Source organism: Staphylococcus sp. aM (genome assembly GCF_052975125.1).
In genome coordinates this window covers 665,387-687,306 of the sequence record NZ_CP121447.1, presented here as the reverse complement: position 1 = coordinate 687,306, position 21,920 = coordinate 665,387, and the positions used below count along the sequence as shown (strand labels likewise).

25 protein-coding genes are annotated in these 21,920 nt (G+C 32.1%); 6 read left to right on the top strand and 19 right to left on the bottom strand.

The window, feature by feature from the left end; genetic code table 11:
• Positions 1-13: 13 nt before the first annotated feature.
• Positions 14-925 carry an AEC family transporter gene (locus P7F85_RS03190; protein ID WP_002466477.1) on the bottom strand — a complete coding sequence of 304 codons (912 nt, stop codon included), beginning with the start codon at positions 923-925 and terminating at the stop codon, positions 14-16.
• A gap of 135 nt (positions 926-1,060) precedes the next feature.
• Here P7F85_RS03190 and P7F85_RS03185 point away from each other — a divergent pair, with 135 nt between their 5' ends.
• Together P7F85_RS03185 and mspA are read left to right on the top strand one after the other, a co-directional pair.
• Positions 1,061-1,228, top strand: a complete 168-nt coding sequence (locus P7F85_RS03185) for an SE1832 family protein (RefSeq protein WP_002466504.1) — start codon at positions 1,061-1,063, stop codon at positions 1,226-1,228.
• Positions 1,229-1,331: 103 nt separating this feature from the next.
• Complete coding sequence (gene mspA / locus P7F85_RS03180; RefSeq protein ID WP_015364788.1) at positions 1,332-1,649, top strand: membrane stabilizing protein MspA; 318 nt, start codon at positions 1,332-1,334, stop codon at positions 1,647-1,649.
• Between the two features lie 47 nt (positions 1,650-1,696).
• Here mspA and P7F85_RS03175 read toward each other — a convergent pair whose 3' ends face one another.
• The 3 genes from P7F85_RS03175 to P7F85_RS03165 form a co-directional block, all read right to left on the bottom strand.
• A complete protein-coding gene (locus P7F85_RS03175; RefSeq protein ID WP_002466480.1) occupies positions 1,697-4,861 on the bottom strand; it encodes an efflux RND transporter permease subunit in 3,165 nt (1,054 codons plus the stop codon).
• A 122-nt stretch (positions 4,862-4,983) separates the two neighbouring features.
• Positions 4,984-6,234 (bottom strand): lipid II:glycine glycyltransferase FemX, encoded by a 1,251-nt coding sequence (locus P7F85_RS03170; RefSeq protein WP_002466510.1) that lies wholly within the window; start codon positions 6,232-6,234, stop codon positions 4,984-4,986.
• 461 nt (positions 6,235-6,695) lie between these two features.
• On the bottom strand, positions 6,696-7,457 hold the full coding sequence (locus P7F85_RS03165; RefSeq protein WP_002465442.1) for a VOC family protein: 762 nt from the start codon (positions 7,455-7,457) through the stop codon (positions 6,696-6,698).
• 173 nt (positions 7,458-7,630) lie between these two features.
• Here P7F85_RS03165 and P7F85_RS03160 point away from each other — a divergent pair, with 173 nt between their 5' ends.
• The gene (locus P7F85_RS03160) at positions 7,631-8,065 is read left to right on the top strand and encodes a MarR family winged helix-turn-helix transcriptional regulator (RefSeq protein ID WP_002465446.1); all 435 of its coding nucleotides are present in this window, start codon (positions 7,631-7,633) and stop codon (positions 8,063-8,065) included.
• Positions 8,062-9,267 (top strand): MFS transporter, encoded by a 1,206-nt coding sequence (locus P7F85_RS03155; RefSeq protein ID WP_002465434.1) that lies wholly within the window; start codon positions 8,062-8,064, stop codon positions 9,265-9,267. The genes P7F85_RS03160 and P7F85_RS03155 overlap by 4 nt, the downstream gene beginning before the upstream one ends.
• A gap of 88 nt (positions 9,268-9,355) precedes the next feature.
• Here the strand turns inward: P7F85_RS03155 and P7F85_RS03150 are convergent, their stop codons facing one another.
• From P7F85_RS03150 to P7F85_RS03120, 7 genes are all read right to left on the bottom strand, one after another.
• Positions 9,356-9,706, bottom strand: coding sequence for a SarA family transcriptional regulator (locus P7F85_RS03150; RefSeq protein ID WP_002465440.1), 351 nt, complete (start codon positions 9,704-9,706; stop codon positions 9,356-9,358).
• Positions 9,707-9,989: 283 nt separating this feature from the next.
• Entirely contained in the window at positions 9,990-11,012 is a 1,023-nt protein-coding gene (gene moaA / locus P7F85_RS03145) for a GTP 3',8-cyclase MoaA (RefSeq protein WP_031464035.1), read from the bottom strand.
• Between the two features lie 15 nt (positions 11,013-11,027).
• Positions 11,028-11,630: a molybdenum cofactor guanylyltransferase MobA gene (gene mobA / locus P7F85_RS03140; RefSeq protein WP_002465414.1), complete on the bottom strand. Its 603-nt coding sequence runs from the start codon at positions 11,628-11,630 to the stop codon at positions 11,028-11,030.
• A gap of 5 nt (positions 11,631-11,635) precedes the next feature.
• On the bottom strand, positions 11,636-11,869 hold the full coding sequence (moaD, locus tag P7F85_RS03135) for a molybdopterin converting factor subunit 1 (protein WP_002465423.1): 234 nt from the start codon (positions 11,867-11,869) through the stop codon (positions 11,636-11,638).
• A 1-nt stretch (position 11,870) separates the two neighbouring features.
• Complete coding sequence (locus tag P7F85_RS03130) at positions 11,871-12,317, bottom strand: molybdenum cofactor biosynthesis protein MoaE (RefSeq protein WP_002465448.1); 447 nt, start codon at positions 12,315-12,317, stop codon at positions 11,871-11,873.
• A gap of 5 nt (positions 12,318-12,322) precedes the next feature.
• A complete protein-coding gene (mobB, locus tag P7F85_RS03125; protein ID WP_002465445.1) occupies positions 12,323-12,793 on the bottom strand; it encodes a molybdopterin-guanine dinucleotide biosynthesis protein B in 471 nt (156 codons plus the stop codon).
• Positions 12,790-14,049 (bottom strand): molybdopterin molybdotransferase MoeA, encoded by a 1,260-nt coding sequence (locus tag P7F85_RS03120; RefSeq protein ID WP_002465447.1) that lies wholly within the window; start codon positions 14,047-14,049, stop codon positions 12,790-12,792. Before P7F85_RS03120 ends, mobB begins: the two co-directional genes overlap by 4 nt.
• Before the next feature lie 58 nt (positions 14,050-14,107).
• Here P7F85_RS03120 and moaC point away from each other — a divergent pair, with 58 nt between their 5' ends.
• Positions 14,108-14,596, top strand: coding sequence for a cyclic pyranopterin monophosphate synthase MoaC (gene moaC / locus P7F85_RS03115; RefSeq protein WP_002465428.1), 489 nt, complete (start codon positions 14,108-14,110; stop codon positions 14,594-14,596).
• Positions 14,597-14,700: 104 nt separating this feature from the next.
• On the opposite strand, the gene P7F85_RS03110 is transcribed toward moaC, so the two are convergent.
• The 5 genes from P7F85_RS03110 to modA form a co-directional block, all read right to left on the bottom strand.
• On the bottom strand, positions 14,701-15,204 hold the full coding sequence (locus P7F85_RS03110; RefSeq protein ID WP_002465432.1) for a MogA/MoaB family molybdenum cofactor biosynthesis protein: 504 nt from the start codon (positions 15,202-15,204) through the stop codon (positions 14,701-14,703).
• A 23-nt stretch (positions 15,205-15,227) separates the two neighbouring features.
• Positions 15,228-16,232: a ThiF family adenylyltransferase gene (locus P7F85_RS03105; RefSeq protein ID WP_002465417.1), complete on the bottom strand. Its 1,005-nt coding sequence runs from the start codon at positions 16,230-16,232 to the stop codon at positions 15,228-15,230.
• 138 nt (positions 16,233-16,370) lie between these two features.
• On the bottom strand, positions 16,371-16,976 hold the full coding sequence (locus P7F85_RS03100; protein WP_002465436.1) for an ATP-binding cassette domain-containing protein: 606 nt from the start codon (positions 16,974-16,976) through the stop codon (positions 16,371-16,373).
• On the bottom strand, positions 16,977-17,648 hold the full coding sequence (modB, locus tag P7F85_RS03095) for a molybdate ABC transporter permease subunit (RefSeq protein WP_002465433.1): 672 nt from the start codon (positions 17,646-17,648) through the stop codon (positions 16,977-16,979).
• 12 nt (positions 17,649-17,660) lie between these two features.
• Positions 17,661-18,443, bottom strand: coding sequence for a molybdate ABC transporter substrate-binding protein (modA, locus tag P7F85_RS03090; RefSeq protein WP_015364784.1), 783 nt, complete (start codon positions 18,441-18,443; stop codon positions 17,661-17,663).
• Between the two features lie 183 nt (positions 18,444-18,626).
• Here modA and fdhD point away from each other — a divergent pair, with 183 nt between their 5' ends.
• Complete coding sequence (gene fdhD / locus P7F85_RS03085) at positions 18,627-19,433, top strand: formate dehydrogenase accessory sulfurtransferase FdhD (RefSeq protein ID WP_002465427.1); 807 nt, start codon at positions 18,627-18,629, stop codon at positions 19,431-19,433.
• Positions 19,434-19,455: 22 nt separating this feature from the next.
• On the opposite strand, the gene P7F85_RS03080 is transcribed toward fdhD, so the two are convergent.
• From P7F85_RS03080 to P7F85_RS03070, 3 genes are all read right to left on the bottom strand, one after another.
• Entirely contained in the window at positions 19,456-20,211 is a 756-nt protein-coding gene (locus P7F85_RS03080) for a GNAT family N-acetyltransferase (protein ID WP_002465443.1), read from the bottom strand.
• Positions 20,212-20,281: 70 nt separating this feature from the next.
• Positions 20,282-20,830 carry a biotin transporter BioY gene (locus tag P7F85_RS03075; protein ID WP_002465426.1) on the bottom strand — a complete coding sequence of 183 codons (549 nt, stop codon included), beginning with the start codon at positions 20,828-20,830 and terminating at the stop codon, positions 20,282-20,284.
• Positions 20,831-20,899: 69 nt separating this feature from the next.
• Positions 20,900-21,838, bottom strand: coding sequence for a nucleoside hydrolase (locus P7F85_RS03070; RefSeq protein WP_019236039.1), 939 nt, complete (start codon positions 21,836-21,838; stop codon positions 20,900-20,902).
• Positions 21,839-21,920: the final 82 nt, after the last annotated feature.

Sequence of the window (21,920 nt, the reverse complement as noted above, 5' to 3'; positions counted from 1 at the left end):
TGTGACAAAATGACTATGAAACAAAGAATGCTTGATACATATATAATATAATAATACTAATGACAATCGTTAAATTAGTAACCATCCCTATTAAAGGTAACGTTTTGTATTTAAATTGAATTGAATAAGGTATAATCGCCACTCCTACAGGTAATAACCATGTGATTAATAATGTTGTTTTAATCATTTGATCAGATACCGGTAAGAAATAATGTACAAGAAGTCCTGCACCTAAGCCAATTCCGTAATGTAGACATAGGTATTTGATTGCAATAGGTAAATACGCTCGATCAATTGTAAAGCTCAGCATAACACCTAATAAAATCATAGACATTGGCATATTGGCTTTACCTAAAATTGAAAAGAAATCTATGGCTACTTTTGGTAAATGTATATTAGCCATATTTAACGTAAACATAACAATGTATGTAACTAGCGGAACCGATTGAATTAGTTTTAGTCCTAAAAATTTAAAGTTAAACTGGTCGCTTCCCTCACTATAATAACTACCAACAAAGTAAGTTAGACCGAACATAATTACTGCTCCACCAATATCAACCATTCCAAAATAAACCATACCCGTTCCCGGCCAAATAGCATCTACAAGTGGATAAGCAAATAACCCAATATTCATAGAACCAATCATCATACCTACTGAACCACGCATTTGATTATTATATTTTCGAAAACACCAAATAACGATAATTTTAGCTAATACTCCGTAAATAATCATCATAACAGGCAATATCGAAAACGATGGATTTAAATCAGCATGATTCAAATTAACAATCACTAAAGAAGGTAGGGTTACATTTAAAACTAAAGTGGAAAGTACTTGACTATCCGTTGCTTTTAAATAATTAATTCGCTTTAAAAAGTACCCTAAAGCGATTAAAAGAATAATCATTACAAATTGCTCCGTCATACCAACCCTTCTTTCACGTATCTCAACTCTTACAATTGATAACTTTAACACATTTGCTATAAATTTTAGAACCACTTTGTTTCATGATATAATTTAAATACTCTGTAAAATTAAAAATAAAGGAGTTGTCTTTGAATGAATTTAGAATCTAAATTAGCTGAACTTAAATATGATTACACGCGCCTACAAGGTGATTTGGAAAAACGTGAGTCATTAAATCAAAATATCGATCCACTAGTTAATCAATTAGAAGAAATCGAAAAAGAGATGGCTATGGTGAGAAAGCAAATAAATGAACAATAGTGTTTGTGGTGTCACAATATCATTACATTTTTTATTAAAGACATCCTAGTCATAAGTAATAGAACGTGCTAATATAAATTCGAAATAGAAAGGATGTCAATTCATGAAATTATACTTAATCTTATTACCTTTACTATACTTAATTGTAAGTTACATAAGTATATTCAAAATGAATTCTATATTTACTAGAATCTTAAGAATAATCATGGCTGTGTTATTATTATTTGTAGTTGCTATTACTACAATGCAATTCCCAAATGAAAATTGGTGGGTATTCATAGTCTTATTACTGTTAGTTGGTAATGTTGAAGTAACAGCATTTAAATCACTAAAAAATGATGTAAAAGGTGTAAACATATTAAACATCTTATCCATTGGATTATTTGTTATTTATATTATTCTAACCTTAATTTTATATTAATAATTAAGCCTCTTATCCCTTAGTTGGGATAAGAGGCTTTTTACATACTATTTTCTGTTTAGTTTTCGATATATTTTATCTTTAAGTGTAAATAATATTTCATAAATTACCGGAACAACGATAAGTGTTAATATCGTTGAAGAAATAAGTCCTCCAATAACTGTTGCAGCCATACCTTTAGAAATTAATATAGAACTGTCTTCCCCAAAGAGTAATGGTACCAATGCACCTATTGTTGCAATGGCTGTCATTAAAATAGGACGTATTCTTGTGCCACCTGCTTCTATTAATGCAGATTTCATATCCATTCCAGATTTTTCGTTATTTATTACTCTATCTATTAATACGATTGCGTTGGTCACTACAATACCAATTAACATCAACATACCAATCAAACTAGGTACTGAAATGGTTTCGCCTGTAATTACAAGTGAAAGCACAACGCCAATAACCGTAAATGGTAACGAGAATAAAATGGTAAATGGTGCTAAACCACCTTTAAACGTAATGACTAAGATAAGATATACTATAATAATTGCTGCTAACATCGCTATCGCAAGTTGAGACATAGCAGAATTAATATCATCTGTTGCACCACCAACGTTCACTTTTACACCATGTGGTTTATCCATCTTATTGACTTTTGACATGACTTTTTGAGAAGTACCACCGACATCGCTATTTGTTATCTTACCAGAAACTGTTGTTGAATAGTCACCATCTTCTTGTGTTAGTTTACTTGGTGTTGAAGATTTTTCCAGTTTGGCAATCTCACTTAATTTAATTGTTCCACCCGTTGGTTTCTTCAATTTAATATTTTCTAATTTACTTTGAGACCAATCTGTCTGTTTGTTTTGTTTTACTTTCACATCAATTTTCTTACCATTTTCCTTTACTGTCGTAACTGTTTTTTCAGGTAAGTTTTCATTTAAATTCATAGCTAACTGGCTAGCAGATATACCATTATCAGCCGCTTTATTTTGGTCGACTTTGACTTCATATTGTTGATATGTTTCTGACAAGTCGGATTTGACATTATTGATGCCTTTAACATCTTTCATTGTACTTTCTATTTTATGAACTGTACCTTTAATCGCATCTGTTGAAGGTCCTTGAACTGTCACTTCAATAGAATCATTACCTGCACCAGTTCCTAAATCTTGGTTTTTCCATTGTCCTGGATGTTTAAAGGAATCGACATGCTTAAGGACCTTATCTGGTTCTTCCTCAAAGTTAGGTGTGTCTTTATCGTAGTCTACCATCAAGGCCATACTATTTGTACTTCCTGTAGGATCAGAAGGTGTGGGTCCACCTACTGAGTATTGTACTGTTTTTACTTTATTTTTTGTTTTAAGATATTTTTGAACTTGTTCACCATGTTCAAGTACCGATTTTTCAGTTTCTCCAGGTTTTGGTGTATAAGTTAACGCCATGAATTTATTATCACCTGATGAAATGTAGCTTGTACCTAGTTTAGCCGCGCCTAGACCAATGCTGCCTACTAGTAGAACAATACTAATGATAATAACTATCCATTTATGATTGAGAGACCAATTGAGTAACTTTTTATAACCAGTGCTGATTACACCTTGCGCTTGTTTCTGAGGTTTAGTTTGAATTCCTTTTCTAAACAATGTTGAACCTAATGCCGGAACAACAGTAATAGATACTAATAATGACGCTAATAAACTGAATGTGATAGCTAATGCAAATGGTCTGAACATCTCACCAACTGATCCTGATACGAATGCTAGTGGTAAGAATACAATGATAGTCACAAGAGTTGAAGATAGAATAGGTTTAAACACTTCCGTTGTAGCACTGACAATAAGTGAATCACCTTTAAGTTGTTCATTTCTATCTGATAAGCGTCTATATATATTTTCTACAACAACAATAGAATCATCAATGACACGTCCAATTGCTACTGTTAGGGCACCTAATGTCAATATATTTAATGATACATTAGATAATTTAAGTGCAACTAATGCTATTAAGATTGACATTGGTATTGAAACAATTGAAATGGCCGTTGTTCTTATATTTCTTAAGAATAAAAGTATAACTACTATCGCTACAATGGTACCTAAAGCTGCTTTTTCAATCATCGTATATAATGAATCTTCAATAGGCTTTGCTGTATCCATTGTTTTAATGGCTTTCATTTCACTATTATTTTTTTCAAATTCATCTACTTTTTTCTGTACATCTTTGGCAACTTGAACAGTATTAGCATCTTGTGCTTTAGTAATTTGTAAGTTAACTGCATCCTTACCATTTGTTTTAGAAATTGATGTACGTTCATCACCAACTGATATATCCGCTACATCTTTTAATTTAAATGATGGCATTGAGCTAGATGAACCTTGCTTTGAACTACTCGCTGATGATGGTTCAGATGGCATTAAACTTTCACTATCTTGATTATCAGCACTACCGCTTTCGCTACTTTGTCCTTGACCAGCAATCGTCGCTGGTATCTTTAGATTCTTAAATGCATCAACAGAAGTAAATTGACCATCTACAACAATTGATTTGTCTGTATCTCCAAATTGGAATAAACCTAAGGGTGTTTCCCTAGTGGCAGTCTTCAGATAGTTTTCAACATCGTCTGCCGTGACACCTTTACTATCTAACTCTTTTTGTTTGAATTTTAATGTCACTTCACGATTGGTTTGACCATTTAATTGTGCATTTTGTACACCATCAATTGTTTGTAATTTAGGAATAAGCTGTTGATTTAACTTTTTCGTCACCGATTTTAAATCATTATCTTTATCAGTTAAAGAATATGCGATAATAGGAAAGGCATCCATCGAATTACGTGTTAATTCAGGGTCACTGACACCATCTTTAAATTTGATTTTGTCTATTTCCTTCTTTAATTGTTCCTCTGCTTTATCCATATCTGTGTCATTATTATATTCAACAGTCACTATAGAAGCATTTTGAATAGATTCTGTTTTGACACTTTTAACATAAGCCATCGATCTCACTTGGCTATCAATTTTACTACTAATTTCATCTTGTGTCGTTTGCGGTGTTGCACCTGGCATTGTTGTTTGGACAGAAATCATAGGATTTTCAACATCTGGTAATAATTCAAGCTTTAATTTAGCGCTAGCATAAACGCCTCCTAAAATAACAAGTAATACCATAAGGAAAATTGCGAATTTATTACCAAGAGAAAATTGCAATAGTTTTTTTATCATTTATCAAGTGTCCCCTTTTATTAATTTCTAGTCTTAGTTCGATACGCATAAATTGCAATGTTCATTCAAAAAAATCTGAACGTTCTTTTATAGACAGAATCGTTCAGATAAAATGGTTAAATTTATTTACGTTTTAATTTTCGTGAAAGTTTAATTTTAGCTTTCGTTAATTTAGGTTTCACTTGTTCGATAAGTTGATACAATGGTTGATTTAAAACATAGTCAAATTCACCAATTTTTTCACTTAAATAAGTGCCCCATACTTTTTTGAACGTCCATAATCCATAATGATCAGACTCTTTGTCAGGATTATTATCAGTGCCGCCAAAGTCATATGTTGTTGCACCATGATCACGCGCATATTTCATCATTGTATATTGCATATGATGGTTTGGTAGAAAATCACGGAAATCATTAGATGATGCACCATATAAGTAATATGATTTATTTCCTGCAAACATTAATAATGCACCTGACAGATAAATGCCGTCTGGATGTTCTTTTTCAAGTTCTAACAAATCATTTTTTAAATCCTGAGACTTTTTAATTTTGTTATTTGCATCATTAATCTTATTTAATGTTTTTTTGTCTTGCTTTTTATTTTGAAGCTTTTCAATTTCATTTTCTAAATCTGTTATTTCTGAGTTTACCGTTTCAAGGACCGGTTTAGGTTCTAACTTAACTAAGAATAGTTCTGCATCACCATCATCATGTAAGGCATCATATATATTTTCAAAATAGCTAATGTCACGCGTTAAGAAACCATCACGCTCACCAGTAATTTGCATTAAATGCGCAAAAGTTTTTAAGCCTTCTCTGCCAGCTCTTTCAACCTTTGTACCACGTTTAAGGGCAAGTCTTACTTTAGAACGATTTCGTCTTTCAAAACTTTGGATAATATCTTCGTCTGATTTATCTATTGGCGTTATCATAGTCATTCTAGGTTGAATATAATCTTTAGATAATCCTTCTTTAAATCCTTTGTGTCTAAAGCCTAGGTTACGTAAATTCTTCAATGCTTCTGCACCATGTTCGACTTCAACATCTGGATCTATTTTAATAGCATAGGCTTTTTCGTCTTTAGCTACTTTTTTCGCTTCTTCTAATAATTGTGATAACGCATCTTTGTTATCATAATCTGTTACAAATCCTCTTGAAACATAACATAATGTAAATGGTAGTTTAGGAATCTTCTTAAATAATAATTGTCCAACACCTTTGATTTCACCATTTTCACCAACCGCAATCCTTCTTGAATACCATCCAGTCAATTTCTTAGTTTCTGCCCATTTCGTAAGTTGCAGTAAATCGCCATTTGGATGAGATTTTACAAATGCGTCATGTTCTTGATTAGTGATATTCATCTTTTCCATGGTTTATAATATCTCCTTTATATTAACAATACCTATAATTATACAACGTCTGAATATAAGTGTCGACAAAACACATTAACGATTAAACTTCAATATTTAACTTTATTTCCATCGATACTAGATGAGTATTTTTATCAAGTTTAATTCGTTTTTAAAGTTAGATTAATCTTGATATAATATACTATCTAATTCTAAAGGAAAGTAGTGTATTTAATGCGGCCAACACTCATTGTATTGTTCATTGTTTTTAATCTTGTTTCTATTATTACTACTGTACAAAGTGGATTTACCATTGACTATTTTAGTCTGAAAGTCATCATAGCAATATTCACTTTAGTATTATCTATACTATTTTTATTAATTAGAACGACTTCTTTGTGTAGTTGCTTAAGTGTTATATCTGTTATCGTTGTTTTTATTCATATCGCTATTATTATTCAAAGTGCCTATAATTATCTATATTAATGAATCGGCTCGAATCGATATTTAGCACCTCTAATATATAGTGAATATGGTGCCGTAGCTTCAGTATCCTTAAGCACTACGGTATGATAACCAGATTGTTTACCATCTTCAATACGAAAATATATCTGGTCTTCTTTCAAAATCAAATCCGTATATTTCTCAGTTTCTTCAACTATTTCCATATCAAACCAATTTTGCCAGTTCTTAACTGTCTGAGCTCTCTTACTACTTGAAACCATAATCATATCAATAGAAAATTGAGTTTGATATAACGACTTTAGTTGTTCATGTCGATTGGCGTCTCCTTGATCCCATTGAATAAAGAATGGTGGTTTGACCATATAACTTGGATCAGCAATATAGAGAAGACGCCACGTTATTTTTTCACCTTTTTTAGTTTCTCTTTCCATATTTACAGGACCAATGACATCTATATTTCTATCTTCTAATGTCTGTTTAATCGCATCAATATTACTTGTTCTTAAACATATTGTTTTGAATCCTTGTTTAAAGTTATCTTGAGCTATTTTCGTCGCAAATGACACTCTACCCTCTTCGGTTTTAGCTAATTTTTGTAATTTCTCTTGGTCTTCTACATCTAAAAATTCTATGTAATTTTCATTTATATAGGACAATTTATTAAATGTTCCAAATTTATGATGTTTCCCTCCGGAATTGAGTTTAACAACTTCACCTGGAAACTTAAATTGCTCTAATTGATCAATATAATGAATGATATGATCAAATTTCAAATCCATGTTATGAGCTCCTTTTTACATTTCTTAATCCTTATTTTAACAAATGTATCGATAATTTACTTCTAAAACCTAGCAAAAAAGTATTGCAAAATATAGCTTTTAGTCCTATAATAATGCTTGCGTTTAAAAAGGTTAGCCAAGCTAACTAATTTATAATATTTTGGGGTGTACTCATGATTAGTAATGATTTTTTTAATAGTTTTATAAGTATTTATCGACCTTATATTAAATTAACACAACCAATATTGGACCGATATGATATCCATACTGGTCAATGGCTTGTATTAAAAGACATAGCTCAATTCCAACCGACGACTTTAGTTAACATTTCTTACCGTCGTTCTATAGAGAAACCAACAACACGAAAGTTTATCAAAGTATTGTTAGAAAAAGAATTGATCACATTTACAACGGGTAATGACAAGCGTCAAAAATGGTTGAGTTTAACAGAAGAAGGCATGCAATTATTTAACGCGATTAATAAAGAGGTTAATGAAATACAAAGTGAAATTATTAAGAAATCAGGTGTTAATGAGCAACAATTATCAAAAATTATCGAGTCAATGTCTATCATTTATGAAACAATACTAAAGGAGAGTCAAGAATGAATGAATCGTCAGCAACTAAAGCACCTATTTTTACCAAACGCTTCAATCTAAATTTCATCATAAACTTTTTCGTATACTTATGTATGTATTTGTTGATTGTTGTAATTGCTGGATATAGTAAGACTGAATATCATGCATCAGATAGTTTAGCAGGCCTTGTCGTTGGTTTATTTATTGTAGGATCATTAATAGGTCGTTTTGGAACAGGTAAATATGTAAATTTATTTGGTCCTAAAAAGATATTAATATTTGGTTTAAGTTGTTTGATAATAACTCAAGCACTTTATTTTATTCCAAGTAATATTTATTTCTTAATGTTTGTACGTTTAATAAATGGTATTGCGACAGCGATTGCTACTACAGCTACAGGAACTATAGCAGCATATGTAACGCCTCAAACTCGTAAAAGTGAAGGTATCAGCTTATTTTCATTAAGTTTAGTATTAGGTACTGCCGTAGGACCTTTCTTTGGTATTCTGCTGCTTAATGCCTTTTCAATCACTGTACTATTCACTTTATGTATTGCATTAGGAATCATTGGTTTACTATTATCTTTATTCATTAAAATAGATTTTGAAACTGTTAAACCCAGTCATAATGCTTCAGAACCTAAGGGGTTCAGTATCCATAACTTTATCGCCAAAGAGGCAGTTCCAGTAGCATTTGTGATGATGTTAGTTGGTGTAACTTATGCAGCTATATTAACTTATTTACAAGTGTTTGCGGAACAACGTGACTTAGTTAATGCAGCAAGTTATTTCTTTATTTTCTATGCTATCGCTTCATTAGTCACACGACCTATAGCAGGCCGTCTCATGGATAATAAAAATGAAAATGTTGTGGTTTACCCAGCATTCATTGCACAAATACTATGTTTTATTTGTTTAGTTTTCAGTTATAACAGTGGCTTATTATTACTTGCTGGTATTTTACTAGGTATAGGATATGGAAACCTTTCTTCATCTATGCAAGCTATTTCTATAAAAGTTTCACCATCATCTAAATATGGCTTAGCCACATCAACTTATTTTATTGGTCTAGATATCGGCGTAGGTTTTGGACCTTCATTCTTAGGATTATTTACGCATATGGTTTCATATAGTCAGATTTATGGCGCAATGGCTATATTAGGTCTATTAACTACAGCTGTATACTTCTTGGTACATGGTAAGAAAGTTAGACATACGTATTCTTATGAATAATGATTAAATCAAGCTAATTTTATTAAATTTAAAAAGCTAGAGAAACCTCATTAACAAGGCTTCTCTAGCTTTCTTTTTCATTATATAGTTAGTTTGCAATACTAATCGCTTCTATTTCATTAATCATTTTATCAATTAATTTCTTTTGTGACGCATTGAAGAAATAATAGACTTGTCGTTCGTCTGTTTCAGAACGTAGTTTTGAAATAAGTTCTTTTTTATAGATTTTACGGATAATGACATCAATTTTACTTGTATCCCAAAGCATTTCAAAATGTAATGTATCTCTTAATTCTTTTCCACTTATTTTCTCTCCTTCAAAGACTTTGTATAATACAACAAACTCTTCAATTGAAATACGATAAGTTGATTTCAACCAATGCTTAAGTTGACTTAGCTCTCTTTCAGATGCAATAAAACCTTGTACTTTATTTGTCATAATAAAATGCCTCCTATGTTGATTCTTAGATGTGATGTTTGTATTGTACAATTAAATTGCTTAACTTTATTATATAACATTGTTAGAATTTTATCTATTACAAATATTAAATTTAAGTCTAAAATTGGTTTGGAATTACATCATTTTAAAGTACGATTTTAATATTGAAAAGTAAATAAATGTAAAAGCACAGATATCACAAAACGTTTTAAATCCATTAATCGAATAATTGTTTCTAAAATATGAGTCTTCTTTTATTCATAATTAGTTTTATAGTTTAATGCTATCCGCCTATATAATTCATGTTTATTTTATTACGCTTTCTATTTTGAACGGTTTGTTCAGTTCGCTCATCAGAGTAACGATCATCTCTAACATGCCATAGTGCTTTAAATTGCTCTAATAACATTGCATCTGTTGCACCTGATCGCATTAAAGCTTTGACATCAAACCCCTCTACTTCTGCAAATAAACAACCATAAAATTTTCCATCTGAAGATAAACGTGCCCTAGTACAAGATGAACAAAATGACTGAGAAACACTTGTAATCAATCCAAATTTCACTTGATTATCTTTATGTCTATAGTACTTTGCAACCTCACCAAAATATTTTGGTTCTACTGGTTCTATATCAAAATGTTCTTCTATCATACTTAACATTTCATCTTTAGTTACTACTTTACTGAAATCCCAACCATTGTCGTTCCCAACATCCATAAACTCTATAAATCTGATTTCAATGCCTCTATCTTTAAAGTAATCTAACATCGGAATGATTTGATCATCATTAATGCCTTTTTGAATGACTACATTCACCTTAATTTCAAACCCTATTGATATAGCATAATCAATCTGTTCTAGTATTGTAGATGCTTTAATATTTCGGTTGTTAATAGCTTGAAAAACTTCATCATTTATCGCGTCTAGACTAATATTAATTCGTCTTAAACCTGCATTATATAAATTTTGACCATGTTTTTTTAATAGTAAGCCATTTGTAGTCAATCCAATATCTTCTATACCTTCAATTTGATTCAGTTGCTCTATGAGTTGGTAAAGATTTCTACGTAGTAGTGGTTCACCACCAGTAATTCTTATTTTTTTAACACCCAATTGCGCGTAAAGCTTAGATATTCTTACCATCTCTTCGAATGTTAATAATTCTTCTTTGGGTAAAAAGACAAAATCATCACCAAATATTTCTTTTGGCATGCAATAATCACATCTAAAATTACATCTATCAGTGACAGATAATCTTAAATCTCTTATTGGTCGACCTAATTTATCTTTAATTTGCTCTACCATCATGGACCCTCCTTATTAACTTAACTGTTGTTTTAAAGTGTCCAAGTCTTGTTGTGAATTGATATTATAATACCAATATGACGGTGCTTTGATGTCTTCTACTTTAATCCAATCTATATTCATTTGATTATATAATTGTTTAAAACTATAATCATCGGACTCTAGAATATCTTCTATAACGGCTTTCGTCTTAGGACTATAAAAACCTATAGTTGGAATATAACGCCCTGATGCTTTTACCGTTGCGATATCTATTTGATCATCTATTAAGTGTGACACCATAAATTGATAGAGTTGATTAATAGCTCTTTCACTGATCATAGGTGTATCAACTGACACTACAAAAAATAATTCTTCATCTGGATACTGTTGCATAGCTGTAAATATACCTGCTAATGGGCCTTTCCCTTTATGCTCCTCGGTATCCACGACCACGTTCGTATGGTCAAATTGATTTTTTAATTGATTATTTGTACTAATCAAAATGTCATTAAACATATTTGTTGATTCTAATACTTTGATAATACGCTGATAAAACATTTGACCTTCAACTTCGGCAAATGCTTTAGGACGTCCAAAACGTCTGGATTCTCCTCCAGCGAGTATAATTGCTTTCATTTATTTTATCCTCCGCTGACTGGTGGTATGAGTGCCACAGTATCACCAGATCCTATCATATCTTTGTCTTTTACAAATTCTTCATTTACCGCAATTTGAAATTGCTTATGTGTTAATTCAGGATGTCGTTGTAATAATAAGTCTTTAAAAACTTCAACAGTTACTTTCTCTGACAAATCAATTGATTCTGACTGTTGATTAATCATATCTTTAAGTTCTGCAAAGTAGAGTACTTTCATTTCACTTCCCCCTTTGACTTTCCTCGTAGCTACCTTTTTGGTGCCCTTGCCACTCCGATCCATCTTCCCAAATTTCTTTTTTCCAAATTGGAACAATTTCTTTAATTCGCTCTATGGCATATTCATTTGCCTGATACGCATATTTACGATGTGGAGAAGATACGACAATTAAAACAGCTATGTCTGAAATTTGTAATGGACCTATTCTGTGAACAATAGTTGTGACGGTTCCTGGCCACTTTTCTTCTATTTCTTGGCCAATTTGAGCCATTTTCTTCTCTGCCATTGGAATATATGCTTCATATTCTAAATACTCTGTTTTAACGCCTTTCGTCCATTCACGTACATGACCAGTAAACATGACCATTGCACCTTGATGTTCATTTAATGTGAATTCACGATAGGGTTCAGTTTGAATCGGTGTAGTTACGATTTCAAATTGCTTCATTTTGCTCAATCCTTATGTGTTACTTTATTTATTAACCATTCATCAAATTTTTGATATGCATTTGGTTCATTTAATTTTATCCTATAACATATATTGTTTAAATGATTTAACTCATGTAATTGTTTTTCATTATCGTAAACAATAATCTTGTCATAATTTTCATGTTTGAATCCTTCAACTAGTACAACATCACAATCAATTGTAACAGATTCCTTAATAATATTAGAAAGGCTTTGTTCAGTCGTTCTAGTGACTGTTTGACGATAGGCATGACCTTGTACAATACTTTGATCGGCACCTGATTGAAAGTGTTTCATATGGTCTACAGGCTGATGTTGTAATTGTATGTCTTCACCTTGATGACCATGATGTTTGATACTTGCAACTTTAAAATTTTGCTCTTTTAAAAATGATATTGCATGTGTCATCAATGTTGTTTTCCCAACATTTTTATATCCAATAATTTGTAAGATCATATATTTAATTCCTCTTCGTAAGCCGCTGACTCAGTGAGTATAACATCAACAGTATGTCCTTGTTTAAATCCACGCGTACCTCCTGGCAACATAATCATGGCATTGGCATGTGCAATAGCTACGACCGCACCCGATTTATTAAACCCGGAAGGTACAACAGTTGCACCTGCAGGAGTTAATGTTGCAGTAGCTCGTATAAATCTTGTAAATGGATTTGCTTTAGTAAAATCTTCCATAAGCGTTGCTTTTACAATTTGAGGATACACCGCTTTGGCATTCATCATATGATTCATCGCTGGTTTCACAAATAATTCAAAGCCAGTAAAACATGCAGACGGATTACCAGATAAACCAAACAAATATTTTTGATTAGCTACGGCTACGGTTGTTACACTACCTGGACGCATAGCGACTTTATTAAATAATACATTGGCATCTAAAGCTCGATAAATTTCAGGTAAATAATCAAAATCTCCAACAGATACACCACCTGTCGTAATGACCATGTCATGTTGCTCCATTGCATGTTTAACAACTTCAATACTACTTTGTAAATCGTCTTGTTGTATCTGATAGGATCCTACGTGGATGCCAAGTTGTTCAGCTAGTGCTTTAATCATTGGTCCATTTGAATTTCTAATTTTACCTGGTTGAAGTTCATCACTTACATCTAACAGTTCACTGCCAGTAGCTATAACTGCGATACTAGGTTTTTCATAAACTTCAACTTCTGTATAACCATAGGTTGCCAAAACTGCAATAGCACCTGGATTAATACGTTGACCAACTGTTAATACAATGTCTCCAGTTTGTGTTTCTTCACCTTTTAATGACACATTCTCGTGGTGTTCGAAAGATTTTCTAATAGAAAATGTATCTTCTTCCTCAACTGTTTGCTCAAACATCACCACTGCATCTGCGCCTTTTGGTAATTGGGCACCTGTCATAATACGTACCGCTTCGTATTGCCCAACTTCTTTATGTGACACTGAACCAGCCCCAATATGATCTATCACTTTAAATTTGATTCGATGGTCACCACGAGCACCTACAGTATCTTTACTTCTAATTGCAAAACCATCGTAAGGTGACTTATCAAATCTTGGAATATCATAAGTAGCTACAATGTCATTCGCCAATACATAACCAATACTTTCTTCTAATGACACAGTTATTTTATTTGAACGAATATTTTGATTTACAATTCGTTGAATAGCTTCTTTAACAGGAATTGGACTTCTTTTTTCAAATGGCATTTGATCATCTCCATAAATAATTTTTCATGATATACTTGTGTCGAAAAGGAGGATTAACATGTCAGAATTCACACACATTAACCAACAAGGTAACGCTAAAATGGTCGATGTTTCTAATAAGGAAGTTACTAAACGAACTGCTATTGCACACTCAAGTATTATAGTGAATGAAACAATTTATAAACAAATTGTTCAAAATACTAACGCTAAAGGTAATGTATTAAATACAGCACAAATTGCTGGAATTATGGCTGCTAAAAATACATCAACGATTATTCCAATGTGCCATCCGCTTCCATTAACAGGTATAGATGTTTCATTTGACTGGAATACAACACATTCAAATCATTTCGAACTGAACATTCAAGCTACAGTATCCACAACAGGTAAAACTGGTGTAGAAATGGAAGCCTTAACGGCTGCCTCTGTAACTGCTTTAACCATATATGATATGACTAAAGCAGTAGATAAAGGTATGATAATAGGTCAAACCTATTTAACATCTAAATCCGGTGGAAAATCAGGAGATTATCATCGATCCAATTAGTTTTAATTCGATAGTTAAGAGGCAGAAGGACATAAATAATCAAACATCAACTACGATCAACATATGATTTATACTAAGAATCTGACGTCCCTGCCTCCTTATCTTCATTTCGTTAGTTCATGTATCAAATGATTAAGTTCAGGTTTAATGAGCTTGTTAATAGCTAACTTAATGGCGCCTGTAGATCCAGGTAATGCAAATATTAATGCTTCGTCATGTGTTCCAGCTACTGCTCTTGATAATAATGACCTCGTACCTACATCTTCTGTATAACTTAAGTATCTGAATAGTTCACCAAACCCCTCAATTTCTTTGTCTAATAAAGGTCGCACAACCTCAATGGTTACATCTCTTTGTGCAATTCCTGTACCACCAGTTGTGATAATGACATCAATATTTTTTTGTTGTAACCAAGTTTGTAATTGGCTGTGTATAGCCTCTTGATCATCTTTTACAATTTGATAATTTTCCCTTTTGATATTTATATTTTCATCTTTTAATAGCGTTTGTATAAGTTGACCGCCCTTATCTGTTTCGTAATTTCTAGTATCTGAAACTGTAAGTACTGCAACTTCTATATTTCTATCTAATTTCACATTTGTGTGCATCATTTAAGTCCTCCTAACAATCATTATCCAAATAATTGATTAATTAATTTTGTTGCTTCATTAGGATTATTCATACCGTGAATAAGCAATCTTCCACCATTAAACGCAACGATACGATATCCATTGAATGTAAAAACAATCATATATGGATTCTGTTTATATTGAATATGGTGTGTCTTTAAAAATGCTTCTAACATTTCCTGGGAAATTGTCGAGTTATTGTATTGTACAGTATCTCTTCCACATAACGTTGTATATTGTCGTTGGTTGCGCTTTAAGAACGGATAATTGGGTGTTTTTCCACAAGTAGGACATGTGTCGTTATGCATATTTTTAAAACCAATGGCATGATGGTAACCTTCCCAAATGTCACCATATTTCAATTTAATATCTGTAGACTGATTGGTTAGCACTTTTAAAGCATCAGCAAGTTGAAAACTAGTTGTCATCGTTACAGCGGGTTGTATCACCCCTACTGTATCGCAAGTCAAATTAATTGAAGGCAATTGTGGGACTAGACAATTGAAGCAAGGCGTCTTACCAGGTATGAAAGTTGTTTGAGCATATGTACTTTGAACAACACCCCCGTAAATCCATGGTATGCACTTTTGATATGCAATATCATTAATGAGTTGACGCGTTTCAAAGTTATCAGTTGCATCAATAATTAAATCAATGTTAGTTGTGTAGATGTCTAAAAAGTATGCATCAACATGTGATACATAAGCATTAATATCAATATCATGACGAATCGCTTCTAAATGATTCTTAGCTGCTATGACTTTCGGTAACATATCTTTTGCGTCTTGTTCAGTGAATAAGGTTTGTCTCTGTATATTACTAAGCTCAATATAATCACGATCAACAATTGTCAATTGTTGAATACCCGCTCGAATCAAACCTTCAGCTACATGAGTTCCCAATGCTCCCATCCCTACAATCATGACATGTTTTTGACCAATAAGATGTTGTCCTTCTTCTTTAATATGTTTAAATAAGATTTGCCTTGAATATCTCTCTTGATCCATCTTTGAATCTCCCTTAAATAGTATTGCTTCTATTATAAAACTTGTTGGACAAAGTGACAAAAAGTCTACATAAAACAAGCGAAACTATATGATGAATATCATCTTAATATAGTTTCGCCATAATTATTTACGCTATTTTTAAGAAATCATTATTAATTCATGAGCAAGCGTATGTGCCTCTTCATTAGAATGTGTAACAAAGATAATTGGTATTTTCCATAAGTTATAAATTTTATGAACTAGGTTCATACTCTCATACTTAGTATGGTCATCTAAACTAGAAAATGGCTCGTCTAAAAGTAATAAGTCGGGTTTAATACTTAATGCTCGAGCTAATGCTACACGTTGCGCTTCTCCTCCGGATAATGTGATAGGATATTGATCAACTAAATGTGAAATATTAAGTGTATTCATAACATCATTGATATGTTTCGAAGATTGCGTCATAAATGTAATATTTTGTTGCACAGTAAGATGTGGAAATAGCTGATAGTCTTGAAATAAATACCCAATTCGTCTTTGTTGAATTTTGAGTTGTATTCGTCTAGATGAACTAGTAAGTATCCGTTGATTTACTTCAATTTCAGCTTGATCTGCTTTCTTCAAACCCGCAATCATATTTAATATAGTCGTCTTCCCTATGCCGGATGGACCTTGTATAGCATAAATTTTAGGGGCGTCATCGTTTATATGAATCTCGATATTACGTTGATTAATTTTATGTGATATATCAATTTTCAACATTTAATCACGCTCCCTGAACTTATCATAATTCATTAAATTGATCGTCATAATGACGACTATTGAGAATGCTACAAGCACTAGAACCCATAGCCAAGCTTGATTTTCTTTACCTTCAACTACTAAGAAATAAATTTCCAATGGTAAAGTATTGGTTTTATTTGGAATGTAACCAGCTACCATTAATGTCGCACCAAATTCTCCAATTGCTCTCGCAAAACTCATCACTATGCCAGATAATATATAACGTTTCGATAATGGAAGTACAATACGATAAAATATTTTACTTTCACTTGCACCCATTGTGCGTGCTGTATCTAACATACGTTTATCTATACTATTAAATCCTTGAATCGTATGTTGATACATAAGCGGAAAACTTACTATTACTGAGGCAATAACTGCACCTGTAAGTGTAAACACTACTGGCAGATGTAATATATTATTGAAGAATAGACCTATGATTCCCCGCGGTGAAAAAATAATAAGTAATATAAACCCCATCACTGTTGGCGGTAAGACGATAGGTAATAAGATGAAACTCTCCACTATTTTTACCCAACGCTTTTTACGATGGTATAGCCATTTAGATACAAGAATACCTAAAATCATGACAATGATGGTACTCATTGTTGCCACGCGGATAGATATCCAGAATGAAGTTAAGTCAGGCATGAAAGACAACTCCTATGCTGAGAACTGATAGTCTTTGATAATTTGTTTAGCTTTATCTGTTTTTAAGAATTCCATCCATTTTTTAGCTAATTTTTTATCTGAAGTAGCCCCAGCTTTATAAGTGATTGGTTTTGATAACTTCACTTGTTTAATTTCTTTTACATTGTCGATTTTTTTCTTATTTTTATATAAATCTGTTTTATAAACAAATCCTTGTTGTGCGTTACCCTTTTGCACATAATTTAATACTTGTTTAACATCTTTTGCATAAATGACTTTATCTTTAACAGTATTCCATAAATCATTCTCTTCTAAATATTGTTTGCCATACTTACCTGCTGGAACTGTCTCAATTTGGCCTAAAGCCAATTTATCATTTCCTTTTAAATCTTTAACAGAATGATAATCTTTGTCCTTTTCACCGATAAGTACTAAGTTATTTTTAGCATAATTATATGTATCATGCGCTTTCTTTTTATTTTTTAAGATATCAACATCTTTTGTATTAGCTGACATGATAACGTCAACTGGTGCACCTGATTCAACTTGTTGTCTTAAAGCACCTGAACCTCCATAGTTAAAGTCAACTTTAGCCTCTTTATGTTCTTTTTCAAATTCTTTTTTCAATTCTTTACTAACATCTGTTAAACTTGCTGCTGCTGAAATTTGTAATTCTTGTTTCTTACCATTATCAGCCTTGTCACTTTTTTTACCATTGTCAGAAGATGAATTCGAACATCCTCCTAACACTAGTAAACTCATTAACATTACTACAAAAATACTTTTAATTTTCATTATAAAACCTCCTTATTCTCTATTATACTTCAAGATGTATATCATTTATTATGACATTTTCGTGTAAACATTTGATAGCAATTTTTAATTTCAACCTTTTTCTTAATTATATAGTACATAATGATTTAAAATATATCATTAACCCTTTAATATATTAATTATAGAGATAAAGGGAGTAAAGATATGAATAGAGATATATCATCTAATCAAAATATTGTACGATATGAAAATGGACAACTTAAGGAAAGTGTTGACACATATGTGACTGAATTCCCGCTAACAATAATGGTAAATGGCGAAGAATTTGCCACTGTTATTTGTAGTCCCACTAATATGGAAGAATTAGTATTGGGTTTTTTAGCTTCTGAAGGTGCCTTATTAAAAAAAGATGAATTAAAATCCATTCAAATTGATGATAGTAAAGGCTTTGCTCATGTCGAATTAACAAAGTCATTAAATGATCGCTTCGAATATTCCACTAAACGCATGATTGCCTCATGTTGTGGTAAAAGTCGTGAATTTTATTTCCAAAATGATGCCGCTACTGCTAAGACATCACTATCGAAAATAACAATCACACCTCAACAAGTATTGAATATGATGACTCGTTTACAAAGTGCGAGTACGATATTCAAACAAACGGGTGGTTTGCATAATGCAGCAATTAGTGATGGTGATACATTTTTCGAACATCGACAAGACATTGGACGTCATAATGCCCTAGATAAGCTATATGGCTTTTGTATTCAAAACCATATACCTGTTAGGAATAAAGTTTTAATATTCAGTGGTCGTATTTCTTCAGAAATTTTAATCAAGGCTGCTAAAATTGGCGTAGGTGTTATATTATCTAAGTCAGCTCCTACTACACTTGCGATTCAACTTGCACATGATTTAAATATCACAGCTGTAGGTTTTATTAGAGATGGTAATTTCAATGTATATAGTCACCCTGAACGTATTAAAGCTGCTAAAGATTCTAACGAATAAGTCGAATCTTTAGCAGCTATTGTTATATTTTTTCTTTTAAAACTTGATATCTAAAACTGCGATATACATACCCTTGCTTCAAATACATGTCTTTAACTGTATCTTCACCATCGGCAACTAACATCACTGGTCTTTCACCGGCTAATTCACCCACAAATGCTTGCATCGTTTGCCCAATACCATTTCTTTGGTAGTCCTCTAAGACACCAAATCCATCTATTTCAACCGAGTTTTTATTTTCAATGATATCTACAATACCAACAGGTTGACCGTTTAAATAACTAACCATTGGTGTTGCTTTATTGATATTAAAATTTTGTTTAACATTCTTAACGCTTTGTTTCGCATATTTTTTACCAAAGGGTAATGAAAATTGATAATAAATATCAAGATAGTCTTGCAAATTTTCCCTATTAACTTTGATTAATGTGACATCGTCTCTTTTGTTTAATTGTGCTAAATCTTGTCCTTCTATTAAATAAAATTCTAAGACTCCCAGTTTAAATCCTAATTCTTTAAATAAATCAAACCATGCTTCATTAAGATATTCATTTTCTGGGAAATAAAAGGATAAATGGTCAGATCCTTGTGTAACATGCATTTCTTTTTGTGTTTCAATATCTGTTAGCCATTGAACTTGTGTCGGACACTGATGATATAACCATGTATTATTAGAATATTGCAATGCATCAGTCGGTGTTAAATAAATGGTTTTGCGTGCATCTTCAGATAGCATATTTCCTTCTAAATAAATGTCTGATATCGTCAAATGTTTCATCCTTATCCCATCCCTGCCGATAATTAGAATCGTTTATCATTCTTATATGAAACATTGTCTTATAGTCATTTTATTTAATCAACTGTTTGAATCGAGAATGATTCAAAATCGTTGCGCCTACTAAACTTGCTATGATCGCTTTAATAATGTCACCTGGCATAAATGCTAACGATAATTTAATAGATTCTTTTACTGGGATATTTGTAATGAACCCCATAATGATTGTTCCTAAAATATCTAAACCAAGGACACCTACCACTAAAGTTACAATTAATAAAATAATAAAATTGATTTTATGTAAATATTTATCTCTAACCCATCCGATAAAGAAAGCAACAAATGGATATAAGAATAAAAATCCTGCAGATGGACCTGCAAATGCGCCTATACCGCCACGTCCGCCAGATAAAACTGGTAATCCTACTGCAGCTAGTAATAAAAAGATAACTACGCTTAATGTACCTAATTTTCTACCTAAAATGATACCTGCTAAGAATATACCAATATTTTGTAATACAATTGGAACTGGCATGATTGGTAACGGGACACCAGGTACTAACCCTAATATACATATAATTGCTGCCATCAAGGCTGTGTAAACTAAATCTTTTGTACTCAATATGTTCATCCTCCTTACATGAAGATGATTATACCATTAATGTAAACCTAAGTGAATATATAGTTTACATTAGTTCGCTCGTTTAGCTAAGTCTCCTATATAGTTAAAGAACTTATTACGTTCTACGTAATTGATCATATTAATCTCTCTACCATTATCACGTTGAACAGTTCTGCCTTGACTCGGACCATGAGCAATCACATCTACATTTAGTTTTACTGATTTAGTTAATTTTGGATTTCCAACATAAGCTGTTGTCAGTACATCCCATAAGAAATAAGTTGAATTAGTAACAAAATGAGTTAATGGAGGCACCGCTGCATAACTCACTCCTAAGAAGTCAATACCCGTAAAATGACGTTCATCAGCCCATCGTTGTCTTACATCTAAAGTTAATGGGACTTGGTTTGTACTTTCTAGTGCAACCATATCTATTTTAATTTTACTATCAAATACTATTTTAACTGCTTCTGGATCCCAGAAAGCATTCCATTCTGCGGTACCATCATGTTCAGGTTCTTCAACGTTTCCTTTTTCTAAAAATGTACCACCCATCCACACAAGTTTTTCAATTTTATTTTCGATTGTGGGATCGGTTTTTAAAGCTTTGGCTAAATCTGTTAGTGGTCCTGTAAATAATAGAATTAGCTTATCGTCTGCTTTTTTAAGTTTATCTATAATATCTTCGTATGCTTCAAGTGTATTTTCTTTTGACTCAGCACTGGCCACTTTTTCATTTAGAATCGGTAATGCATCCATGAAAAAAGCATGCATTCTCCAATCTTTTGGAAATGGGTTTTTCCCTCTTTCATAAGAAGGTGCAACATTAAGTTTTTGCTTCGAAAATCGATTAATTATTTTGATAGATGCGCTTAAAGATGGTTCTAAGTAGCAATCTGCTCCTATTGTACTAACCCCAACTAGTTCTACATTTTCCATATGTAAAAGTAAAAATAATGATACTAAATCATCGACGCCACCATCATGATTAAAATAAACTTTTTTCATAAATAATACTCCTTTAATTGTATTTAAAATATTTTAATAATTATTAGCTATTTCATTATATCGAATAATTACAAAGATGACA